The following is a 16,910-nucleotide window of genomic DNA, read 5'->3' as shown; positions in this document are numbered from 1 at the left end:
GCAGATGGACTTCGCATTCGACACCCGGACCGAGGAACTCCGCGGACGCCTGCTCGCGTTCATGGAGGAGTACGTCCACCCGGCGGAAGCCGTCGCCGCCGAGCAGCGCGCGCGGCTGGCCTCGCCCTGGGACACCCCGGCCGTCTTCGGTGAACTGAAGGCCGAGGCGCGCCGCCGGGGGCTGTGGAACCTGTTCCTGCCCGACGCCGAGTACGGGGCCGGGCTGACCAACCTCCAGTACGCCCCGCTCGCGGAGATCACCGGCCGCAGCCCGCACCTGGCGCCGATGGCCACCAACTGCGCGGCCCCCGACACCGGGAACATGGAGCTGCTCGCCCAGTTCGGCGACGAGCGGCAGCGGAAGCAGTGGCTGGAGCCCCTGCTGGCCGGGGAGATCCGGTCCGCCTTCGCGATGACCGAGCCCGAGGTCGCCTCCTCGGACGCCACGAACGTGGAGACCCGGATCGAGCGGGACGGCGACGCGTACGTGGTCACCGGGCGCAAGTGGTACATCTCGGGGGCGATGAACCCGGACTGCAAGGTCTTCATCGTGATGGGCAAGACCGACCCGGACGGCGCCGATCCGCGCCGCCAGCAGTCGATGGTCCTGGTCCCGCGCGACACCCCGGGCGTGGAGGTGCGCCGGGCGATGACCGTGTACGGGTACGCGGACCACGACCACGGCGGCCACGCCGAGGTGGTCTTCGACGGGGCCCGGGTGCCGGCGGGGAACCTGATCGGCGAGGAGGGCGCCGGCTTCGCCATCGCCCAGGCCCGGCTCGGCCCGGGCCGGATCCACCACTGCATGCGGCTGATCGGCATGGCGGAGCGGGCCGTCGAGCTGATGTGCCGGCGCGCGGTGGGCCGTACGGCCTTCGGGAAGGAGCTGGCCGCGCAGGGGGTCGTGCAGAACTGGATCGCGGACGCCCGGGTCACCATCGAGCAGCTGCGGCTGCTGGTGCTGAAGACGGCCTGGCTGATGGACACCGTCGGCAACCGGGGCGCGCACACCGAGATCCAGGCCATCAAGATCGCCACCCCGCGCGCGGTGGTGGAGATCCTGGACCGCGCGGTGCAGCTGCACGGCGCGGGCGGGGTGAGCCAGGACTTCCCGCTGGCCGAACTGTGGGCGGCGGCGCGGACGCTGCGGCTGGCGGACGGCCCGGACGAGGTCCACCAGCGTTCCCTGGCGCACCGCGAGCTCAAGCGCTACCGCTGAACGGCGGCGGTCCGGCCGGAGGCCGTCTCGATGACCTCGTCCAGCACCTCCCGGGAGCGGACGAGGTCGCCGATCATCCGGTCGATCCGGTCCCGCTCGGCGGCCAGTTCGGCCACCAGGGCCGGGGTGGCGCGCACCGACGGGCCGCCGTCCTCGTCCCGCATGCAGGGCAGGATCTGTCCGATCTTGGAGCTGTTCAGCCCGGCCGCGTAGAGCTCCTGGATGCGGATGACCCGGTCGACGGCCCGTTCGGGGAAGTCCCGGTGGCCGCCGGGCGTCCGGTCGGAGGCCAGGAGGCCCTGCTGCTCGTAGTAGCGCAGCGAGCGCTCACCGACCCCGGTGCGCGCCGCCAGTTCGCCGATCCGCATGGTCACCTCACGGGGGAATCCGTCTTGAACCTGACACTGATGTCAGGTTCTACGGTACCGCCATGACGCAGACACGACAGACCCCCGCCGCCGGATCCCGCCTCTTCTCCCCCGCCCGCCTGGGCCCGCTCGACCTCCCCAACCGCCTGGTGATGGCCCCGCTGACCCGCAACCGCGCGGGGGCCGACGGCGTTCCCGGGAAGCTGATGGCCGCCTACTACGCGCAGCGCGCCTCGGCCGGTCTGATCATCGCCGAGGCCACCACGCCGAACGCCGTGGGCCGGACGTATCCGCACATCCCGGGGATCCACACCCCCGCGCAGACGGCCGGGTGGCGCCGGGTCCGCGACGGTGTGCGGGACGCGGGCGGGCGGATGTTCCTCCAGCTCCAGCACGGCGGCCGGATCGGCCACCCCGACACCAGCGGCCACCTCCCGCTCGCGCCGTCGGCGGTCCCGCTCCCGGAGCGGCTGCAGACCCCCTCCGGGCTCCAGGACCCCGTCACGCCCCGTGCGATGACCGAGGAGGACGTCCGGTCCACCGTCGCCGACTTCGCGCACGCCGCCCGCAACGCCGTCGCGGCGGGGTTCGAGGGGGTGGAGGTGCACGCGGCGAACGGCCTCCTGCTGCACCAGTTCCTCGCCCCGAACACCAACCTGCGCACCGACGCCTGGGGCGGGTCGGTCGAGGGCCGGATCCGCTTCACCGTCGAGGTGGTCCGCGCCGTCGCCGAGGCCGTGGGCCCGGAGCGGACCGGCGTACGGATCTCGCCCGGGGTGGAGGTCAACGGGGTGACGGAGTCCGACACCGCGGAGCTCTACCCGGCGCTCCTCGCGGCCCTCGCCCCGCTGGAGCCGGTCTACCTGCACGTGGAGTACGCCGACCCGGACGGCCCCGGCTTCACGGAGCTCCGGGCGGCCTGGCCCGGCACCCTGATCGCCAACCCCCGGCTGTCCCGCGAGGAGGTCGCCGCAGACGCCGGCGCGGCCCGGGGCGAGCGGCTGCTGGCGGCGGGCGCCGACCTGGTCGCCCTCGGCCGGGGCTTCATCGCCAACCCCGACCTCGTCGAGCGGCTGCGTACGGGAGCGCCCCTCAACGAGCTCCGCCCGGAGTTCCTGATGCACGTCCACGGCCCGGAGGGCTACACCGACTACCCGGCGCTGACCCGTGACTCCGTCGCCGCCGTCGTCTAGGACCGGGCGCTAGGGGCGCAGGGAGCGGAGCAGCAGGTCGGCGAGGTGGTCGGCCACCTGGTGGGGGGTGAGCGGGCCGTCGGTCCGGTACCAGGTGGACAGGTGGTGCACGGAGCCGAAGTAGTAGTCCACCACCAGGTCGGCGGGGGTGGCCGTGGCGAACACCCCGGCGCGCATGCCCTCCTCGACCAGTGCGCGGAAGCGCTCGTGGTAGCGGCGGCGTTCGGCGCGGACCTGCTTGTACTTCTCCGGGCTGAGCTGGTGCATCGACCGGAAGAAGATCATCGCGTCGTCGAGGTTCTCGATCGTGGTGACGACGACGTCGGCGGCGGCGGCCCGCAGCCGCTCCTCGACGGGGGCGTCGGATCCGGCCACCGCGTCGAGCCGCTGCTGCTGGAGGCGCAGCATGCGCGCGTACACCTCGTGCAGCAGGTCGTCCTTGGAGCCGAAGTAGTGGTAGAGCGCGCCCTTGGTGACCCCGGCCGCCTCGACGATCTCCTGGACGGAGGTGCGGTCGTAGCCGCGCTCGGCGAACAGCCTGGTGGCGACGGCCAGCAGCCGCTGCGGCACCGGGGTGTCGCGGTCGCCGTCCTCGGTCCCGGGGGTGTTCCCGGCGGTGTTCCTGGCGGCCATGGTGCTCGCCTCCCTCTCCTGATCCTCCGACTGTTTTCAGCCGCGCTCGCGCAGTTCTCGTCGCAGGATCTTGCCACTGGTGGTCTGGGGAAGAACAGGCAGGATCTCGACCTCGCGCGGGTACTTGTAGGCGGCGAGGCGTTCGGCGCAGTACGCGGAGAGTTCGGCCGGCTCGGCGCGGGCGCCGGGGCGCAGGGTCACGTACGCCTTGACGGTCTCCCCGCGGTAGGCGTCGGGGACGCCGACGACGGCGGCCTCCCGTACGGCGGGGTGGCCGTGGAGGACGTCCTCGACCTCGCGCGGCCACACCTTGAACCCGGAGGCGCTGATCATGTCCTTCTTTCGGTCGACGACGTAGAGCCAGCCGTCGGCGTCCATGAACCCGACGTCGCCGGTGCGCAGTTCGCCGTCGGGGAAGGCCTCGGCGGTGGCCTCGGGCCGTCCCCAGTAGCCGGGGACGACCTGCGGACCGCGGACGGCGATCTCGCCGGTCTCCCCGAGCGGGAGCTCGGCGCCCCGCTCGTCGAGGATCCGTACGAGGGTCTGCGCGCCCGGGACCCCGACGGAGAGGGTTCCGCTGCCGGGGTCGACGGGTGCCTCGCGGTGCGCGGGGACGGAGGCGCAGGGGGCGGTGCACTCGGTGAGGCCGTAGCCGTTGCGCAGGTAGAACCCGAAGTCCGCGCGGAGGCGGGCGACGAGGGCGGGCGGGAGCGGGGCGCCGCCGGAGGAGACCACCCGGAACGCGGCGAAGTGCTCGCGGGTGGCGGCGGGGTGCGCGGCCAGGGCGGTGAAGGCGGTGGCGGGGCCGATGGTGTAGGCGGGGCGGTGCTCCAGGAAGGCGTCGAGGACGGTCCCGGCGTCGAAGCGGTGGGCGAGGACGAGGGTGCCGGCGTTGACGAGGCAGGCGGTGAGCTCGCAGACCAGCCCGGTGATGTGGAACAGCGGCGCGAGCGCGAAGTACCCGGCCCCCTCGGCGATCGGGTGGCCGGTGACCTGGCGGACGGCGTTGTAGGTGATCGCCCCGTGCGGGTTGACGGCCCCCTTGGGGACCCCGGAGGTGCCGGAGGTGTAGCTGATGAGGGCGGCGTCGGCGGCCCGCAGCCCCGGATCCGCCGGAGCGGGGTGGCCCTGCCGGGCCACGGCGAGCAGATCGGCCGGGGCCGGCGACGTGGGGGAAGCGTCGGGGGTCGGGGCCGGGGCCGGGGGGAAGACCCGGGGGTCGTTCCGCATCTGGAAGTCCCGGTCCCGTGCGGTCAGCACGGTCCGCACGGCCGTCCCCCGGACGGCCTCCGCCAGGTACCCGCCCCACGCCCCGGCCTCGCAGACCAGCGCGACCGCCCCGGAATCCCCCAGTACGTGCCGCGTCTCGGCGGACTTGTACATCGGGTTCACGGGCACGACCACCGCCCCCGCCTTCCACACCGCCAGCACGGCCAGCACGAAGTGCGGGGTGTTCTGCAGCATCACCGCGACCCGGTCGCCCCGCCGCACCCCCCGCCCCGCGAGGTACCCGGCGAGGGAGTCGGAGAGGGCGTCGGCCTCGGCGTACCCGACCCGCCCGTCGAAGTACGCCAGCGCGGTCCGCCGCGGCGCCCGCGCCACGGCGTCCCGGAAGGCGTCCAGCACGCTGGCCGGCGGCGACACCGGCGCCAGCTGGGCGGGGCTCAGCTGGCGCAGCCACGGCCGGGCGGCGTACGGGGAACCGTCCCCGGTGGCGGTGGTGCCCGTCACGAGGACTCCCAGGTGCGCTGGAGGTGGTTCATGGCGCCCAGCCACCGCTCGGGGTCGGCCGCGCGCCCGGCGTAGTAGCCGGCCACCTCGGGGTGCGGGAGGATCAAGAACCGGCCCTTCTCCATGCCGTCGAACAGGGCGTCCGCGACCGCGTCCGGCTCGATCGCGGTCGGCGCCAGGACGAGTTCGCCCGCCGAGCCCGCGGCGGTCAGCATGTCGGTGCGCACGCCCTGCGGGCAGACGGCATGGACCCGGACGCCCCGGTGGCGGTAGGTCAGCGAGAGCCATTCCGCGAAGGCGAGGGCACCGTGCTTGGTGACACTGTACGGCGCGGCCCCGATCATCGTGAGCAGCCCGGCGGCCGAGACGGTGGACACGAAGCGCCCCTCGCCGCGCTCCAGCCAGTCGGGCAGCAGGGCGCGGGCGGCGCGCACGTGGGCCATGACGTTGGTGTCCCAGGCCGCCTCCCAGACGGCCTCGTCGGCGAAGGCGTCGCCGCCCGAGGCGAGTCCGGCGTTGGCGCAGTAGACGTCGATCCGCCCGCCGAGGGCCTCCCGGGCCTCCTCGACGATCAGGGAGGCGTCGCCCGGGACGGCGGTCGCGCGGGCGCCGATGGCTCCGGCCACGGCGGCGGCCCGGGCCGGGTCGAGGTCGTTGACGACGACGGCGGCCCCCTCGGCGGCGAAGCGGTGGGCGAGGGCCGCGCCGATGCCGCCGCCCGCTCCGGTGACGACGACTCGCTGGTCCTGGTACGCGCTCACGGGTTCACCTCTCGCCGCTGCCTGCCGGCCCGTCGGGCCGCCGGATCCGGGCAGACTAACCAGTCGGTATGTCGGGGCGGAAGGGGGCGGCGCCCCAGCATGGCGGGATGACACTGTCGCGACGGGGACTGCTGGGGCTGGCGGGGGCGGCGGGGGCCGCCGGTACGGTCGGAGCGGGCGCACCCTCCCGGCCCCGCCCGCCGGGCCGGGTCCGCACGGGCTGCGACCGGCTGGCCGCGGACGGGTACGCGGAGCTGGCCGGACGGCGGATCGGGCTGGTCACCAACCCCACCGGGATCACCGCCGACGCCCGCCACCTGGCCGACGTGCTGCACGCGGAGGAACGCGTCGACCTGGTCGCGATGTTCGGCCCCGAGCACGGCTTCCGGGGGACCGCGCAGGCGGGCGGCTCCGAGGGGCCCGGGCGCGATCCGGCGACGGGCCTGCCGGTCTACGACACGTACGGCCGGAGCGGGCGCGCGCTCGCGGACCTCTTCACCGCGGCGGGGATCGACACGCTCGTCTTCGACGTCCAGGACGTCGGGGCCCGCTTCTACACCTACGTCTGGACCCTCTACGACTGCATGCGCGCGGCCGCGCTGGCCGGCAAGGAGGTCGTGGTGCTGGACCGCCCCAACCCGGTGGGCGGGCTCCGGGCCGCCGGGCCGGTCCTGGAGCGGCCGTACGCGAGCTTCGTGGGCCGGGAGCCGATCGCGCTCGCGCACGGGATGACGGTGGCCGAGCTGGCCCTGCTGTTCGACGGCGAGTTCCTCAAGGGGGCCGGGCCGCGGCTGCGGACGGTGGCGATGGAGGGGTGGCGGCGGGGCTCGTTCTTCGGGGAGACCGGGCTGCCGTGGGTGCCGCCGAGCCCCAACGTGCCGACCCCGGACACGGCGCTGGCGTACGCCGGGACCTGTCTGTTCGAGGGCACCGTCCTGTCGGAGGGCCGGGGCACGACCACCCCGTTCGAGCTGGTCGGCGCCGAGGGGATCGACCGGCGGTGGGCGGAGGCGGCGAACGGGCTGGGGCTGGCGGGGGTGTGGTTCCGGGAGGCGTGGTTCACCCCGGCCTTCTCCAAGCACGCGGGGAGGGTGTGCGGCGGGGTCCGGCTGATCGTGCACGACCGGGAGGCCTTCGATCCGGTGCGGGCGGGGATCGGGCTGCTGGTGACGGCGCGGCGGGTGTGGAGCGGGTTCGGCTGGCGGCCGGACCACTGGATCGACCGGCTGACCGGGTCGGACCGGGTGCGGACGCTGGTGGACGCGGGGGCGGGTGTTGAGGACGTCGCGGGCGACTGGGCGGCGGGGCTGGCCCGCTTCGCGGCGGTCCGCGAGGAGTACCTGCTGTATCCGTGAGCGATCCTCCGGATCCGCGAGCCGCCCGCCCGGGAGCCGCCGGCCGGATCCGTGAGCCGGCCGCCCGGGAGCCGGCCGCGACTTCCGGCGTCACGGGTCTGGCCGATGCGGCCGCGCGGCGGGATGCTGCGACCGACCCGGGACACGGCTCGCGCGGAAGGGGTACGTCATGGCGGACGGCGGAGCGGGGGTCGGGGTCGGGCCGTACCAGGAGCTGACGTTCGACGCGCAGGGGGACGTGGACCCGGCCACGCGGGCGGCGGTGGCCCGGATGGAGGCGACCGACCTGCTGGTCTTCGCGCACGGGTGGAACAGCGACCGCTCCACGGCGACCCGGCTGTACGACGCCTTCTTCGCCCCCTTCCCGGGGCTGGTGGGGTCGGGGGTGCGGCTGGGCTACGTGGGGGTGGTGTGGCCGTCGATCCGGTTCTCGGACGAGCCGATACCGGACTTCGATCCGCACGGCGCGCTCGCGGAGGCACCCGCCGGCCCCTCCCTGGACGCGGCCACCCGGGCGGCGCTGGGCGGGTTCTGGCCCGGACGGGAGGCGGAGCTGGACCGGGTCGCGGAACTGCTGGCGGGGCAGCCGGAGTCGGCGGCGGCGTTCGCCGAGTTCGGTGGGCTGGTACGGGACCTCGTGGGGGCCGGCCCGGCTGGCCCCGCCGGTCCGGCCGGTCCGGCGGCGGTGGCGTCGGCCGGGGTGCCGGACGTGTTCGCGCAGGACGCGGTGGAGGTGTGCCGGGCCCTGACGACCGCCCTGGCGGAGGCGGGCGCCGCCGCCGGGGACGGGGCGCGGGACGCCGCGACGGGGCCGGGCTTCACGGCGGATGACGGGCTGCGCACCCTGTGGAACGGCGCGAAGGAGCTGCTGCGCCAGGCTACGTACTACGAGATGAAGAAGCGGGCCGGGGTGGTCGGCGAGCACGGGCTCGGACCGGTCCTGACGGACCTCGCGGGACGCCGGCCCGCCCTGCGCTTCCACCTCATCGGCCACAGCTTCGGGGCGCGGGTGGTGTCGTTCTCGCTGCGCGCCGTACCGCAGGGCGCCCGTCACGTGAAGTCCCTGACCCTGCTCCAGGGGGCCTTCTCCCACTACGCGTTCAGCGAGCGGCTCCCCCACGACCCGGGGCGCGGCGGCGTCCTGCGGGGGCTCCAGAGCCGGGTGGACGGACCGGTGGTGGCCTGCCATTCCTCGCACGACTCGGCCCTCGGGGTGTTCTACCCGCTGGCCTCCCGGGCGGCGGGGGATTCGGCCGGTCTGCTCGGCTTCGACGAGCGGTGGGGCGCGATCGGGCACGACGGGGTGCAGGCGGTGCCGGGCGCCCCGCGGCTGGCCCTGGACAGGGCCCTGGGCGGGGGGCTCCCGGGGTCCGGCTGCGTCAGCGTGGACGCGGGTTCCGTGGTCCGCCGGGGCGGCCCTCCGTCGGGGGCGCACAGCGACATCTGCCATGAGGAACTGGCCTGGCTCGTGGTCGGCGCGGGGCGCATGGGGCGCTGAGTTCCGGCCATGTGCCACCCGTACGCCTCGACCGCCCCCGCATGCGCCCGCATCCCCTCGGGCATGTTGGGCACGTCGGGGCGGGTCGCTTCGTTCTACGTGGTAGGGCGGGGCGGGGCGGGACGGGCGGGTTCGGGTGGGGACACGGCGGAGGTGAAGGTACGGTGGCGGGTTTTCGGAGTCTGGCCTACCAGGTGCGTGACGCGCGCAACGACCGGGCCCTGCGGCGCCATTCGCTGCGCCGCTGCCTGGAGCGGTTCGCGCCGTACGGGCACCGGGCGACGTGGTGGCACCTGTGCGACCGGCACGGGATCGCCCCCGAGGACCGGGGCGCGGATCCGCTGCGGCTGGTCGCGGCGCTGGAGGAGCTGGAGGAGGCGCGGGCGGTCTGGCTGGAGTACGAGAGGCAGTTCGCGGCGCGGCGCAGACGGGAGAAGCACGACGGGGTGCGGCGGCCGGAGTGGGCCTGGGGCGGCAGCGGGGACGCGGTGGTGCGGTGCGCCGATCCGGACGTACGTCCGGAGGGCACGCTCGGCGAGGTGCTGAGACGGCTGGTGCGGGTGCTGGAGTCGGAGCCGGGGACGGCGTGCCCGGTCTGCGGTGAGCGGGAGCTGCGCTGGGAGCCGCCCCTGTCGGGGCCGGCGGCGTGGGGCGGGGCGTGGGCGTGGGACGGCCCGGTGTGCGGGGGCTGCGGCATCGTGGTGCCCCGCCCGGCGCTGGCGGACACGGCCCTGACGCACCCGGTACTGGCCCACCCGGCGTCGGCGGACGCGGCGTGAGCGGGGCGGATGCGGGCGGCCCGGCGGGCGGCGTGAGCGGGGCGGGCGCGGGCGGCCCGGCGGGCGGCGTGAGCGGGGCGGGCGCGGGCGGCCCGGCCGGCGGCGGCGCCGAGGTCGGGCGGGGTGTGGAGGGCCGGGGTGCGGGCGGTGGGGGCGGGCGGGTGTTGCAGGTCTCGTTGAACGGTTCGCGCGGGGCCGGTGACGGGGGTGCGGTGCCGCTGTCCCCGGCGGATCTGGCGGAGTCGGCGCTGGCGGCGGTCGCGGCCGGGGCCGGTGAGGTGCTGGTGCATCCGCGGACCCCGTGCGGGCGGGAGAGCCTCTCGCCCCGGGCGGTCGGGCCGGTGCTGGCGGAGTTGCGCGGCGCGGGGGTCCGCGTACCCCTGTCGGTGCCGGCGGCCGTCGCGGCCGAGCCGGATCCGGCGGAGCGGCTGGAGCGGGTGCGGTCCTGGACGGTGCTGCCGGACCGGGCGGTGGTGCCCTTCGCCGAACCGGGTGCGGAACGGCTGGGGCGGGCGCTGCTGGAGCGCGGGGTGGCGGTGGACGCCGTGGTTCCGCTGGGCGGCGGGGCCGGGCCGGAGCCGCTGGCCCGGTTCCTGGCGTGGGGCCCGCCGGAGCCGGGGCGGGTCCGGCTGGCGGTGGAGCTGGCGGAGGCCGACCCCGCGCTGGTGGCCGGCATGCGCTGGCTGCCGCCGGTGCCGGTCCTGTTCTACGGGCGGGAGGCGGCGGCCTGGCCCGTACTGCGGCTGGCCGCGCGGTGCGGCGCGGGCGCGCGCATCGGCGTCGGCGAGGTGCTGCACCTGCCCGACGGGCGCCCGGCGCGTTCCAACGCCGAACTGGTCGCGGCGGCCCTGGAGTCGGGGGACGCCGCGTGGGACGGCGCGCCGGGCCGGGTCACGAGGACAGCCGGGAGCCTGTGAGGTTCGCGCCGAAGACGTCGTCCGGGTTGGACAGCGCGCAGTTCTTCAGCGAGAGGCAGCCGCAGCCGATGCAGTCCGACAAGTGGTCGCGCAGCCGGCTCAGTTGCTGGATGCGCTGATCCAGCTCGGCCCGCCAGTTCTCGGACAGCCGCGCCCAGTCCTGCGGGGTCGGGGTGCGCTCCTCGGGCAGCTGCGCCAGCGCCTCGCGGATGTGCGCGAGCGGGATGCCGACGCGCTGGGCGGCCCGTACGAAGGCGACCCGGCGCAGCGTCTCACGGGTGTAGCGCCGCTGGTTGCCGGCGGTACGGCGGCTGCTGATCAGGCCCTTGGTCTCGTAGAAGTGCAGGGCGGAGACCGCCGCTCCGCTGCGCGCGGACAGCTGGCCGACGGTGAGTTCGTGGACTTTCTCGGGAATCTGCGGCACGTCTCCGAGGGTAGTCGGCGGTCCGTTGACAGGGCGCCGGGGCCCCCAGCATGCTGAGCAAGCGCTTGTTCGCCCACTGGGCGGTACGCGCATGGCCTGATTCAGCGGGAGACAGGGGCAGGGCATGGCCGAACCGAGGATCTTCACGTCCGCCGAGGAGCTGCGCGCCGCGATCGGCGAGCCGCTCGGGCCGAGCGGATGGCTGGAGGTGGACCAGAAGCGGATCGACCTCTTCGCGGACGCGACCGGCGACCACCAGTGGATCCACGTGGACCCCGAGCGGGCCGCCGCCGGACCCTTCGGCACCACCATCGCGCACGGCTATCTGACCCTGTCCCTGCTGCCGAGCCTCGTCCCGCAGATCATGCGGGTCGAGGGCATGCGGATGGGCATCAACTACGGCCTGGGCAAGGTGCGTTTCCCCGCCCCGGTACCGGTCGGCTCGCGGCTGCGCGCCACCGCCGTGATCACGGAGGTCACGGAGGCGGGCGGCGGGGTGCAGGTCGCGGCGACGGTGACGGTCGGGCGCGAGGGCGGCGAGAAGCCGGTGTGCGTGGCGGAGTCGCTGTCCCGCTACTACTTCTGAACGACCACTCCCGAGCGGGGCTCAGGCGGCGGGGCGCGCGCCCACCATCCGCAGTACGAGGTCGGCGTAGAGGGCGCCGACCTCGTCGGGCGTGCGCCGCCCGTCCGCGTTGAACCAGCGGGCCACGTCGATGCACAGGGACAGCACGGCGAGGGTGGTGCCGGGGACGTCGGGGACGTCGAACTCCCCCGCCCGTACGCCGTCGGCGAGGATGTGCCGCACGGCCGCGTCGCTGCGCCGGCGCAGGGCGACGATCTCGGAGCGGTGCTCCGGGCCGAGGGCGTCGAGCTCGTACTGGACCACGCGGGCGGTGGTGTGGTGCGCGGCGTGCCAGCGCACGAAGGACCGCACGGCGGCGTCGAGCCGGTCGGCCGCCGCCCCCGTGCCGGAGGCGGCGGTCTCCAGGATCTCCAGGGCCTTGTCGTGGCCGATGCGGCTGATCCGGTGGAGCAGCTCTTCCTTGGTCTTGTAGTGGATGTAGAGGGCTGCCGGGCTCATGCCGGCGCGGCCGGCGATGTCGCGGGTGGTGGTCGCGTGGTAGCCGCGCTCCGCGAAGGCCTCGACGGCCGCCACGAGCAGGCGCCGCGCGGCGTCGGGGGTGACCTCCGACCACGCCTGGTAGCCGTCGGTGCTCTCCGCCGCGCTGTCCATCGCTCACCTCTCGCCCTGTAGGAATGGAACAGCTTACCGGAGGGTGAGCAAGCGCTTAGGAACCTCGGGGCGGACGGGTCCCTCAGAAGGCGGAGACGCCGGTGCGGGCGCGGCCGATGAGCAGTTTCTGGATCTGGCTGGTGCCCTCGTAGAGGGTCATCACACGGGCGTCGCGCAGCAGCTTCCCGGCCGGGTACTCGTCGACGTAGCCGTAGCCCCCGTGCACCTGGAGGGCGTTGGAGGCGGCGCGCACGGCGGCCTCGGAGGCGAAGAGCTTGGCGGTGGAGGCCTCGGTGGCGAAGGGCTTCCCGCGGTCGATGAGGTCGGCGACCCGCCAGGTGAGCAGCCGGGCGGCGTCCAGGTCGACCGAGATGTCGGCGATCAGCTCCTGGACCAGCTGGTGGTGGGCGATCGGCTTGCCGAACTGCTCGCGCCCCGCGGCGTACGCGACGGCCGCGTCCAGGGCGGCCTGGGCGATGCCGACGCAGCCCGCGGCCACCGACATCCGGCCCTTGGCGAGGGCGGACATGGCGACGGAGAAGCCCTTGCCCTCGGGGCCGAGCATCGCGGAGGCGGGGACGCGGACGCCGTCGAGGGTGAGTTCGGCGGTGGCCTGGCCGCGCAGGCCGAGTTTGCCGCGGACCTCGCGCCGGGTCAGGCCGGGGGTGTCGGCGGGGACGAGGAAGGCGGAGATCCCCCGGTGGCCGGGGTCGGCCGGGTCGGTCCGGGCGAAGAGCAGGACCACGTCGGCCCAGGTCCCGTTGGTGATGAACATCTTGCTGCCGGTGATGACGTACGCGTCCCCCTCGCGCACGGCGCGGGTGGTGAGGGCGGCCGCGTCGGAGCCGGTGCCGGGTTCGGTCAGGCCGAAGCAGCCGAGGGCCTCGCCGGAGCAGAGGCGGGGCAGCCAGGATCGTTTCTGCTCCTCGGTCCCCCAGGCGGCGACGGTCTTGGCGACCAGGCCGAGGGAGACGGAGACGATGCCGCGCACGGCGGAGTCCCCGCGGCCGAGCTCCTCGGTGACCAGCACGTAGGAGAGGTGGTCGCCGCCGGAGCCGCCGTACTCCTCGGGGACGGTGAGGCCGAGGAAGCCGAGGTCCCCGAGCTTCTTGACGATCGACCGGTCCACGCTCTCGGCGCGGTCCCACTCGGCGGCGTGGGGGGAGATCTCGCGGTCGGTGAACGCGCGGGCGAGCCGGCGCACGGCCTCCTGCTCCTCGCTGAGCTCCAGGTTCACGGGGTCCCTCCGGGGCGTGGGGCGACGTTTAACTAGCAGCGGTAGTTTATTGCGGCGCAGGGCCTACTATGTGGCGCATGGCCAGACCGCGCAAGCCCCTCCTCAGCAGAGACCGCATCGTCGAGGCGGCGGGCGAACTGGTGGACGCGGAGGGGCTGGACGCCGTCTCCACGCGGCGGCTGGCGGCCGCGCTGGGGGTGAGCGGCCCGTCCCTCTACAACCACTTCCGGACGAAGGACGCGATCCTGGAGGCGGTCGCGGACGCGGTGAGCGCGCGGGTGGACCTGTCGATGTTCGACGCGCCCGCGGACGGGTCGGCCCCGGACTGGCGGGGGGCACTGCACGCCTGGGCCCACTCCTACCGGGACGCCCTGGCCGACCACCCGAACATCGTGCCGGTGCTGGCCCGGGGCCCGGGCCGGCGCCCGGCGGGCCTGCGGCTGGCGGACGCGGTGTTCGGCGCCATGACCGCGGCGGGCTGGCCCCCGGCCCACGCGACCCGGATCGGCGCCCTCATGCGGTACTTCATCCTGGGCTCGGCGGTGGCCTCCTTCGCCCGGGGTTTCGTGGACGACGAGACGGCGTACGACCCGGCGGACTACCCCCACCTGGGCCAGGCCCACCTCCTGGCGGACCGCCGGCACGAGGTGGACGAGGGCGCCTTCGAAACGGGCCTCACCGCCCTACTGGACGGCCTGACCCTCCAGTACGACGCCCTCCCCCACCACCCGGCCCAGCCGTAACCCGGCGACCGCCGGGCTCCGGGCGCCTCCAGCCCCGCCGGCCCCGGGCCCTCTCAGCCCCGCCGGCGCCGGGCCCTTTCAGCCCCGCCGGCGCTTGAGGCGCGGGGGCAGGGGCGGAGCCCCTGGAAGCGGCCCCGGCCTAGAACACGACCAGCGACCGCCCGCCCTTCCCGGCGACCATCGCCTCGAACGCCCCCGGAATCCCGTCCAGCCCGATCCGCTCGGTGACCATCGCCGCCAGATCCAGCCGCCCGGCCCGCACGTGCTCGGCGATCACCGGCAGGTCCCGCGCCGGATCACTGTTCCCGTACACGCACCCGCTGAGGGTCCGCGCGAAGTGGAAGATCTCCAGCGCGTGAAAACTCACCCGCTGCTCCTTCCCCCCGATGCCCACCACCGTCGTCCGCCCGCCTCGCCGCGTCGACTCCCAGGCCGCCCGGATGGTCTCCGCCCGGCCCACGCACTCGACGGCGACGTCCGCCCCCTGCCCGCCCGTCAGCGCACGGATCTCCTTGGCGGTGGTCTCGGAGGCGAGCACGAACGCCGTGGCCCCGGCGGCCCGCGCCAGCTCCTCCTTGGCCGGGGAGACGTCCACGGCCACGACCGGCCCGGCCCCGGCGATCCGCGCCGCCTGGAGGGCCGAGAGGCCGACCCCGCCGACGCCGAACACCGCCACCGACTCCCCCGGCCGGACCTGCGCGCTGTGGTGCACGGCCCCGTACCCGGTGAGCACGGCGCAGCCGAGGAGCGCGGCCTCCTGGAGCGGGATCCCGGCGGGTGCGGGCAGCACGCAGTTCGCCGCGACGACGGTCTCCTCGGCGAACGCGGCCACGTTCAGCCCGGGGTGCAGTTCCACGCCCTCGGCGTCATGGGCGTAGACCGCGCCGACCCCGGACAGGGCCCTGGCGCAGAGCCAGACCTCCCCGATCCGGCAGTGGTGGCACTCCCCGCAGGACGGCGCCCAGTTGAGCACCACCCCGTCACCCGGGGCGACGTGGGTCACCCCTTCCCCGACGGCGAGCACCGTGCCCGCGCCCTCGTGGCCGAGGACGGCTGGGACGGGCACCCGCATGGTGCCGTCGGTGAGGGACAGGTCGGAGTGGCAGACCCCGGCTGCGGCGAGCCGCACCCGGACCTGCCCGGGGCCGGGATCGGGCAGCACGATCTCCCTTATCTCCAGCGGTGCTCCGACGGCGGGCAGGATGGCGGCGCGGACCATGGTCGTCGTCTCCGTGTCGTGTCTTCGGCGGGCTCGGGTGCGGGACGTGCGGCTGAGGGGGCGAGAGCGGGAGAGGCAGTCTCAGAACTGCAGGGACTTGGTCTGGAGGTACTCCCCCAGGCCGTGCGGGCCCAGCTCGCGCCCCACACCCGACTGCTTGTAGCCGCCGAAGGGCGCGAGCACGTTGAAGCGGCCGCCGTTGATGTCCACCTGTCCGGTGTCCATGCGGCGGGCGAAGGCCACCGCCGTCTCGGCGTCGGCCGCCCACACCGCGCCGCCCAGGCCGTAGACGGTGCCGTTGGCGATGCGCAGGGCCTCGTCCTCGTCCTCGTACGAGAGGATCGCCAGCACGGGGCCGAAGATCTCCTCCTGGGCGATGGTCATGTCGGGGGTGACGTCGGCGAAGACGGTCGGGGCGATGAAGTACCCCTGCGCCTGGGGTGCGTCGAGGCCGCCCGCGACCAGGCGCGCGCCTTCCTCGACGCCCTTGGCGATGTATCCGCGCACCCGGTCGCGCTGGGTGGCGTTGATGACCGGGCCGAGGCGGGTGCCCGGGTCGCGGGGGTCGCCCGAGGGGTACTTGGCGACGGCGGCGGCCGCGAGGGCGACGGCCTCCTCGTACCGGTCCCGGTGGACGAGCATGCGGGTGAGCGCGTTGCAGCTCTGGCCGGTGTTGTTCATGACGTGTCCGACGCCCGCCGCGACGGCCTTGGCCAGATCGGCCCCGGGCAGGATGACGTTCGCCGACTTGCCGCCGAGTTCGAGGGCGACGCGCTTGACGGCGGCGCCGGCGAGGGCGCCGATCTTCTTGCCGACGGCGGTCGAGCCGGTGAAGGAGACGAGGTCGACCCCTTCGTGCTCGGCCAGTGCCTGGCCGGCGACCGGGCCGGTCCCGGTCACCAGGTTGAAGACTCCGGCCGGGATGCCCGCCTCGTGCACGGCTTCGGCGAAGAGCTGTGCGGTCAGCGGGGTGTCCTCGGCCGGCTTGAGGACGATGGTGCAGCCGGCGGCGAGAGCGGGCGCCACCTTGGCAACGACCTGGTGCAGGGGATAGTTCCAGGGCGTGATCGCCCCGACCACGCCCACGGGCTCCTGGAAGACGGTGGAGTTCCCGAGCCGCTCCTCGAAGGCGTGGGAGGCGGCGAGCTCGGCGTACGAGGAGGCGACCGCGATGGGCGCGCCCACGTGCACCGCCTCCGCGAAGCCGAGCGGGGAGCCGAGTTCGGCGGTGACCGTCTCGGCGATCTCGGCCTTGCGGGCGACGAGGACGTCCCGCAGGGCGCCGATGAGCGCGGCCCGCTCGGCCGGAGGGGTGGCGGCCCAGCCGGGGAAGGCCGCGCGGGCGGCGCGCACGGCGGCGTCCACGTCCTCGGCCGTACCGGCCGGGACCGCGCCGATGACCTGCTCGTCGGCCGGGTTGACGACCTCGATGCGGCCGGATCCGGCGGCGGGCCGCCATTCCCCGCCGATGTACATCCCGTCGTGGGCCTTCATCGCTTTCCTCCCGAGCACGCACGAGCGCGTAGACGCGCGGACCTGACGTCGCCAACACCCTACAAACTAGCGTCGGTAGTTTTCGGGCGGCCAGGGGTGCGG

General features: G+C 75.1%; 17 protein-coding genes. 8 read left to right on the top strand and 9 right to left on the bottom strand.

What is annotated here, in order from left to right; all coding sequences use genetic code 11:
- The first annotated feature begins 4 nt into the window (after positions 1-4).
- Positions 5-1,219 carry an acyl-CoA dehydrogenase family protein gene (locus AB0O29_RS17930; RefSeq protein ID WP_365152697.1) on the top strand — a complete coding sequence of 405 codons (1,215 nt, stop codon included), beginning with the start codon at positions 5-7 and terminating at the stop codon, positions 1,217-1,219.
- Here AB0O29_RS17930 and AB0O29_RS17925 read toward each other — a convergent pair.
- The gene (locus AB0O29_RS17925; protein WP_365152734.1) at positions 1,210-1,587 is read right to left on the bottom strand and encodes a MerR family transcriptional regulator; all 378 of its coding nucleotides are present in this window, start codon (positions 1,585-1,587) and stop codon (positions 1,210-1,212) included. The genes AB0O29_RS17930 and AB0O29_RS17925 overlap by 10 nt on opposite strands.
- A 62-nt stretch (positions 1,588-1,649) precedes the next feature.
- Here AB0O29_RS17925 and AB0O29_RS17920 point away from each other — a divergent pair, with 62 nt between their 5' ends.
- Positions 1,650-2,780, top strand: coding sequence for an alkene reductase (locus AB0O29_RS17920; RefSeq protein WP_365152695.1), 1,131 nt, complete (start codon positions 1,650-1,652; stop codon positions 2,778-2,780).
- 9 nt (positions 2,781-2,789) lie between these two features.
- Here the strand turns inward: AB0O29_RS17920 and AB0O29_RS17915 are convergent, their stop codons facing one another.
- From AB0O29_RS17915 to AB0O29_RS17905, 3 genes are read right to left on the bottom strand one after another with little or no spacing between them, the layout of a single operon-like run.
- Entirely contained in the window at positions 2,790-3,413 is a 624-nt protein-coding gene (locus AB0O29_RS17915) for a TetR/AcrR family transcriptional regulator (RefSeq protein ID WP_365152693.1), read from the bottom strand.
- A gap of 36 nt (positions 3,414-3,449) precedes the next feature.
- Positions 3,450-5,156, bottom strand: a complete 1,707-nt coding sequence (locus AB0O29_RS17910; RefSeq protein WP_365152732.1) for an AMP-binding protein — start codon at positions 5,154-5,156, stop codon at positions 3,450-3,452.
- On the bottom strand, positions 5,141-5,905 hold the full coding sequence (locus AB0O29_RS17905) for an SDR family oxidoreductase (RefSeq protein ID WP_365152691.1): 765 nt from the start codon (positions 5,903-5,905) through the stop codon (positions 5,141-5,143). The genes AB0O29_RS17910 and AB0O29_RS17905 overlap by 16 nt, the downstream gene beginning before the upstream one ends.
- A gap of 107 nt (positions 5,906-6,012) precedes the next feature.
- On the opposite strand from AB0O29_RS17905, the gene AB0O29_RS17900 reads away from it, so the two are divergent.
- The 4 genes from AB0O29_RS17900 (at position 6,013) to AB0O29_RS17885 (ending at position 10,454) form a co-directional block, all read left to right on the top strand.
- Positions 6,013-7,260 (top strand): DUF1343 domain-containing protein, encoded by a 1,248-nt coding sequence (locus AB0O29_RS17900; RefSeq protein WP_365152689.1) that lies wholly within the window; start codon positions 6,013-6,015, stop codon positions 7,258-7,260.
- Positions 7,261-7,429: 169 nt separating this feature from the next.
- Positions 7,430-8,758 carry a serine-threonine protein kinase gene (locus AB0O29_RS17895; RefSeq protein WP_365152687.1) on the top strand — a complete coding sequence of 443 codons (1,329 nt, stop codon included), beginning with the start codon at positions 7,430-7,432 and terminating at the stop codon, positions 8,756-8,758.
- 164 nt (positions 8,759-8,922) lie between these two features.
- Entirely contained in the window at positions 8,923-9,537 is a 615-nt protein-coding gene (locus AB0O29_RS17890; RefSeq protein WP_365152685.1) for a hypothetical protein, read from the top strand.
- Positions 9,534-10,454, top strand: coding sequence for a 3-keto-5-aminohexanoate cleavage protein (locus AB0O29_RS17885; RefSeq protein WP_365152683.1), 921 nt, complete (start codon positions 9,534-9,536; stop codon positions 10,452-10,454). The genes AB0O29_RS17890 and AB0O29_RS17885 overlap by 4 nt, the downstream gene beginning before the upstream one ends.
- Here AB0O29_RS17885 and soxR read toward each other — a convergent pair.
- The gene (gene soxR / locus AB0O29_RS17880) at positions 10,429-10,878 is read right to left on the bottom strand and encodes a redox-sensitive transcriptional activator SoxR (protein ID WP_365152681.1); all 450 of its coding nucleotides are present in this window, start codon (positions 10,876-10,878) and stop codon (positions 10,429-10,431) included. The two genes, AB0O29_RS17885 and soxR, sit on opposite strands and share 26 nt — an antisense overlap.
- Before the next feature lie 124 nt (positions 10,879-11,002).
- Here soxR and AB0O29_RS17875 point away from each other — a divergent pair, with 124 nt between their 5' ends.
- A complete protein-coding gene (locus tag AB0O29_RS17875) occupies positions 11,003-11,464 on the top strand; it encodes a MaoC family dehydratase (RefSeq protein WP_365152679.1) in 462 nt (153 codons plus the stop codon).
- Between the two features lie 21 nt (positions 11,465-11,485).
- On the opposite strand, the gene AB0O29_RS17870 is transcribed toward AB0O29_RS17875, so the two are convergent.
- Positions 11,486-12,115, bottom strand: a complete 630-nt coding sequence (locus AB0O29_RS17870) for a TetR/AcrR family transcriptional regulator (RefSeq protein WP_365152677.1) — start codon at positions 12,113-12,115, stop codon at positions 11,486-11,488.
- 82 nt (positions 12,116-12,197) lie between these two features.
- Positions 12,198-13,352 carry an acyl-CoA dehydrogenase family protein gene (locus AB0O29_RS17865; protein WP_365152675.1) on the bottom strand — a complete coding sequence of 385 codons (1,155 nt, stop codon included), beginning with the start codon at positions 13,350-13,352 and terminating at the stop codon, positions 12,198-12,200.
- A 77-nt stretch (positions 13,353-13,429) separates the two neighbouring features.
- Here AB0O29_RS17865 and AB0O29_RS17860 point away from each other — a divergent pair, with 77 nt between their 5' ends.
- Positions 13,430-14,095: a TetR/AcrR family transcriptional regulator C-terminal domain-containing protein gene (locus tag AB0O29_RS17860; RefSeq protein ID WP_365152673.1), complete on the top strand. Its 666-nt coding sequence runs from the start codon at positions 13,430-13,432 to the stop codon at positions 14,093-14,095.
- Positions 14,096-14,234: 139 nt separating this feature from the next.
- On the opposite strand, the gene AB0O29_RS17855 is transcribed toward AB0O29_RS17860, so the two are convergent.
- Positions 14,235-15,314 (bottom strand): Zn-dependent alcohol dehydrogenase, encoded by a 1,080-nt coding sequence (locus AB0O29_RS17855; RefSeq protein ID WP_365152671.1) that lies wholly within the window; start codon positions 15,312-15,314, stop codon positions 14,235-14,237.
- An 81-nt stretch (positions 15,315-15,395) separates the two neighbouring features.
- A complete protein-coding gene (locus tag AB0O29_RS17850) occupies positions 15,396-16,808 on the bottom strand; it encodes an aldehyde dehydrogenase family protein (protein WP_365152669.1) in 1,413 nt (470 codons plus the stop codon).
- Between the last annotated feature and the right edge of the window lie 102 nt (positions 16,809-16,910).

This window comes from Streptomyces sp. NPDC089915 (genome assembly GCF_040684675.1).
Taxonomy (GTDB): domain Bacteria; phylum Actinomycetota; class Actinomycetes; order Streptomycetales; family Streptomycetaceae; genus Streptomyces.
Note: the sequence above shows the minus strand (reverse complement) of the source record. Positions and strands in the feature narration are given on the sequence as shown.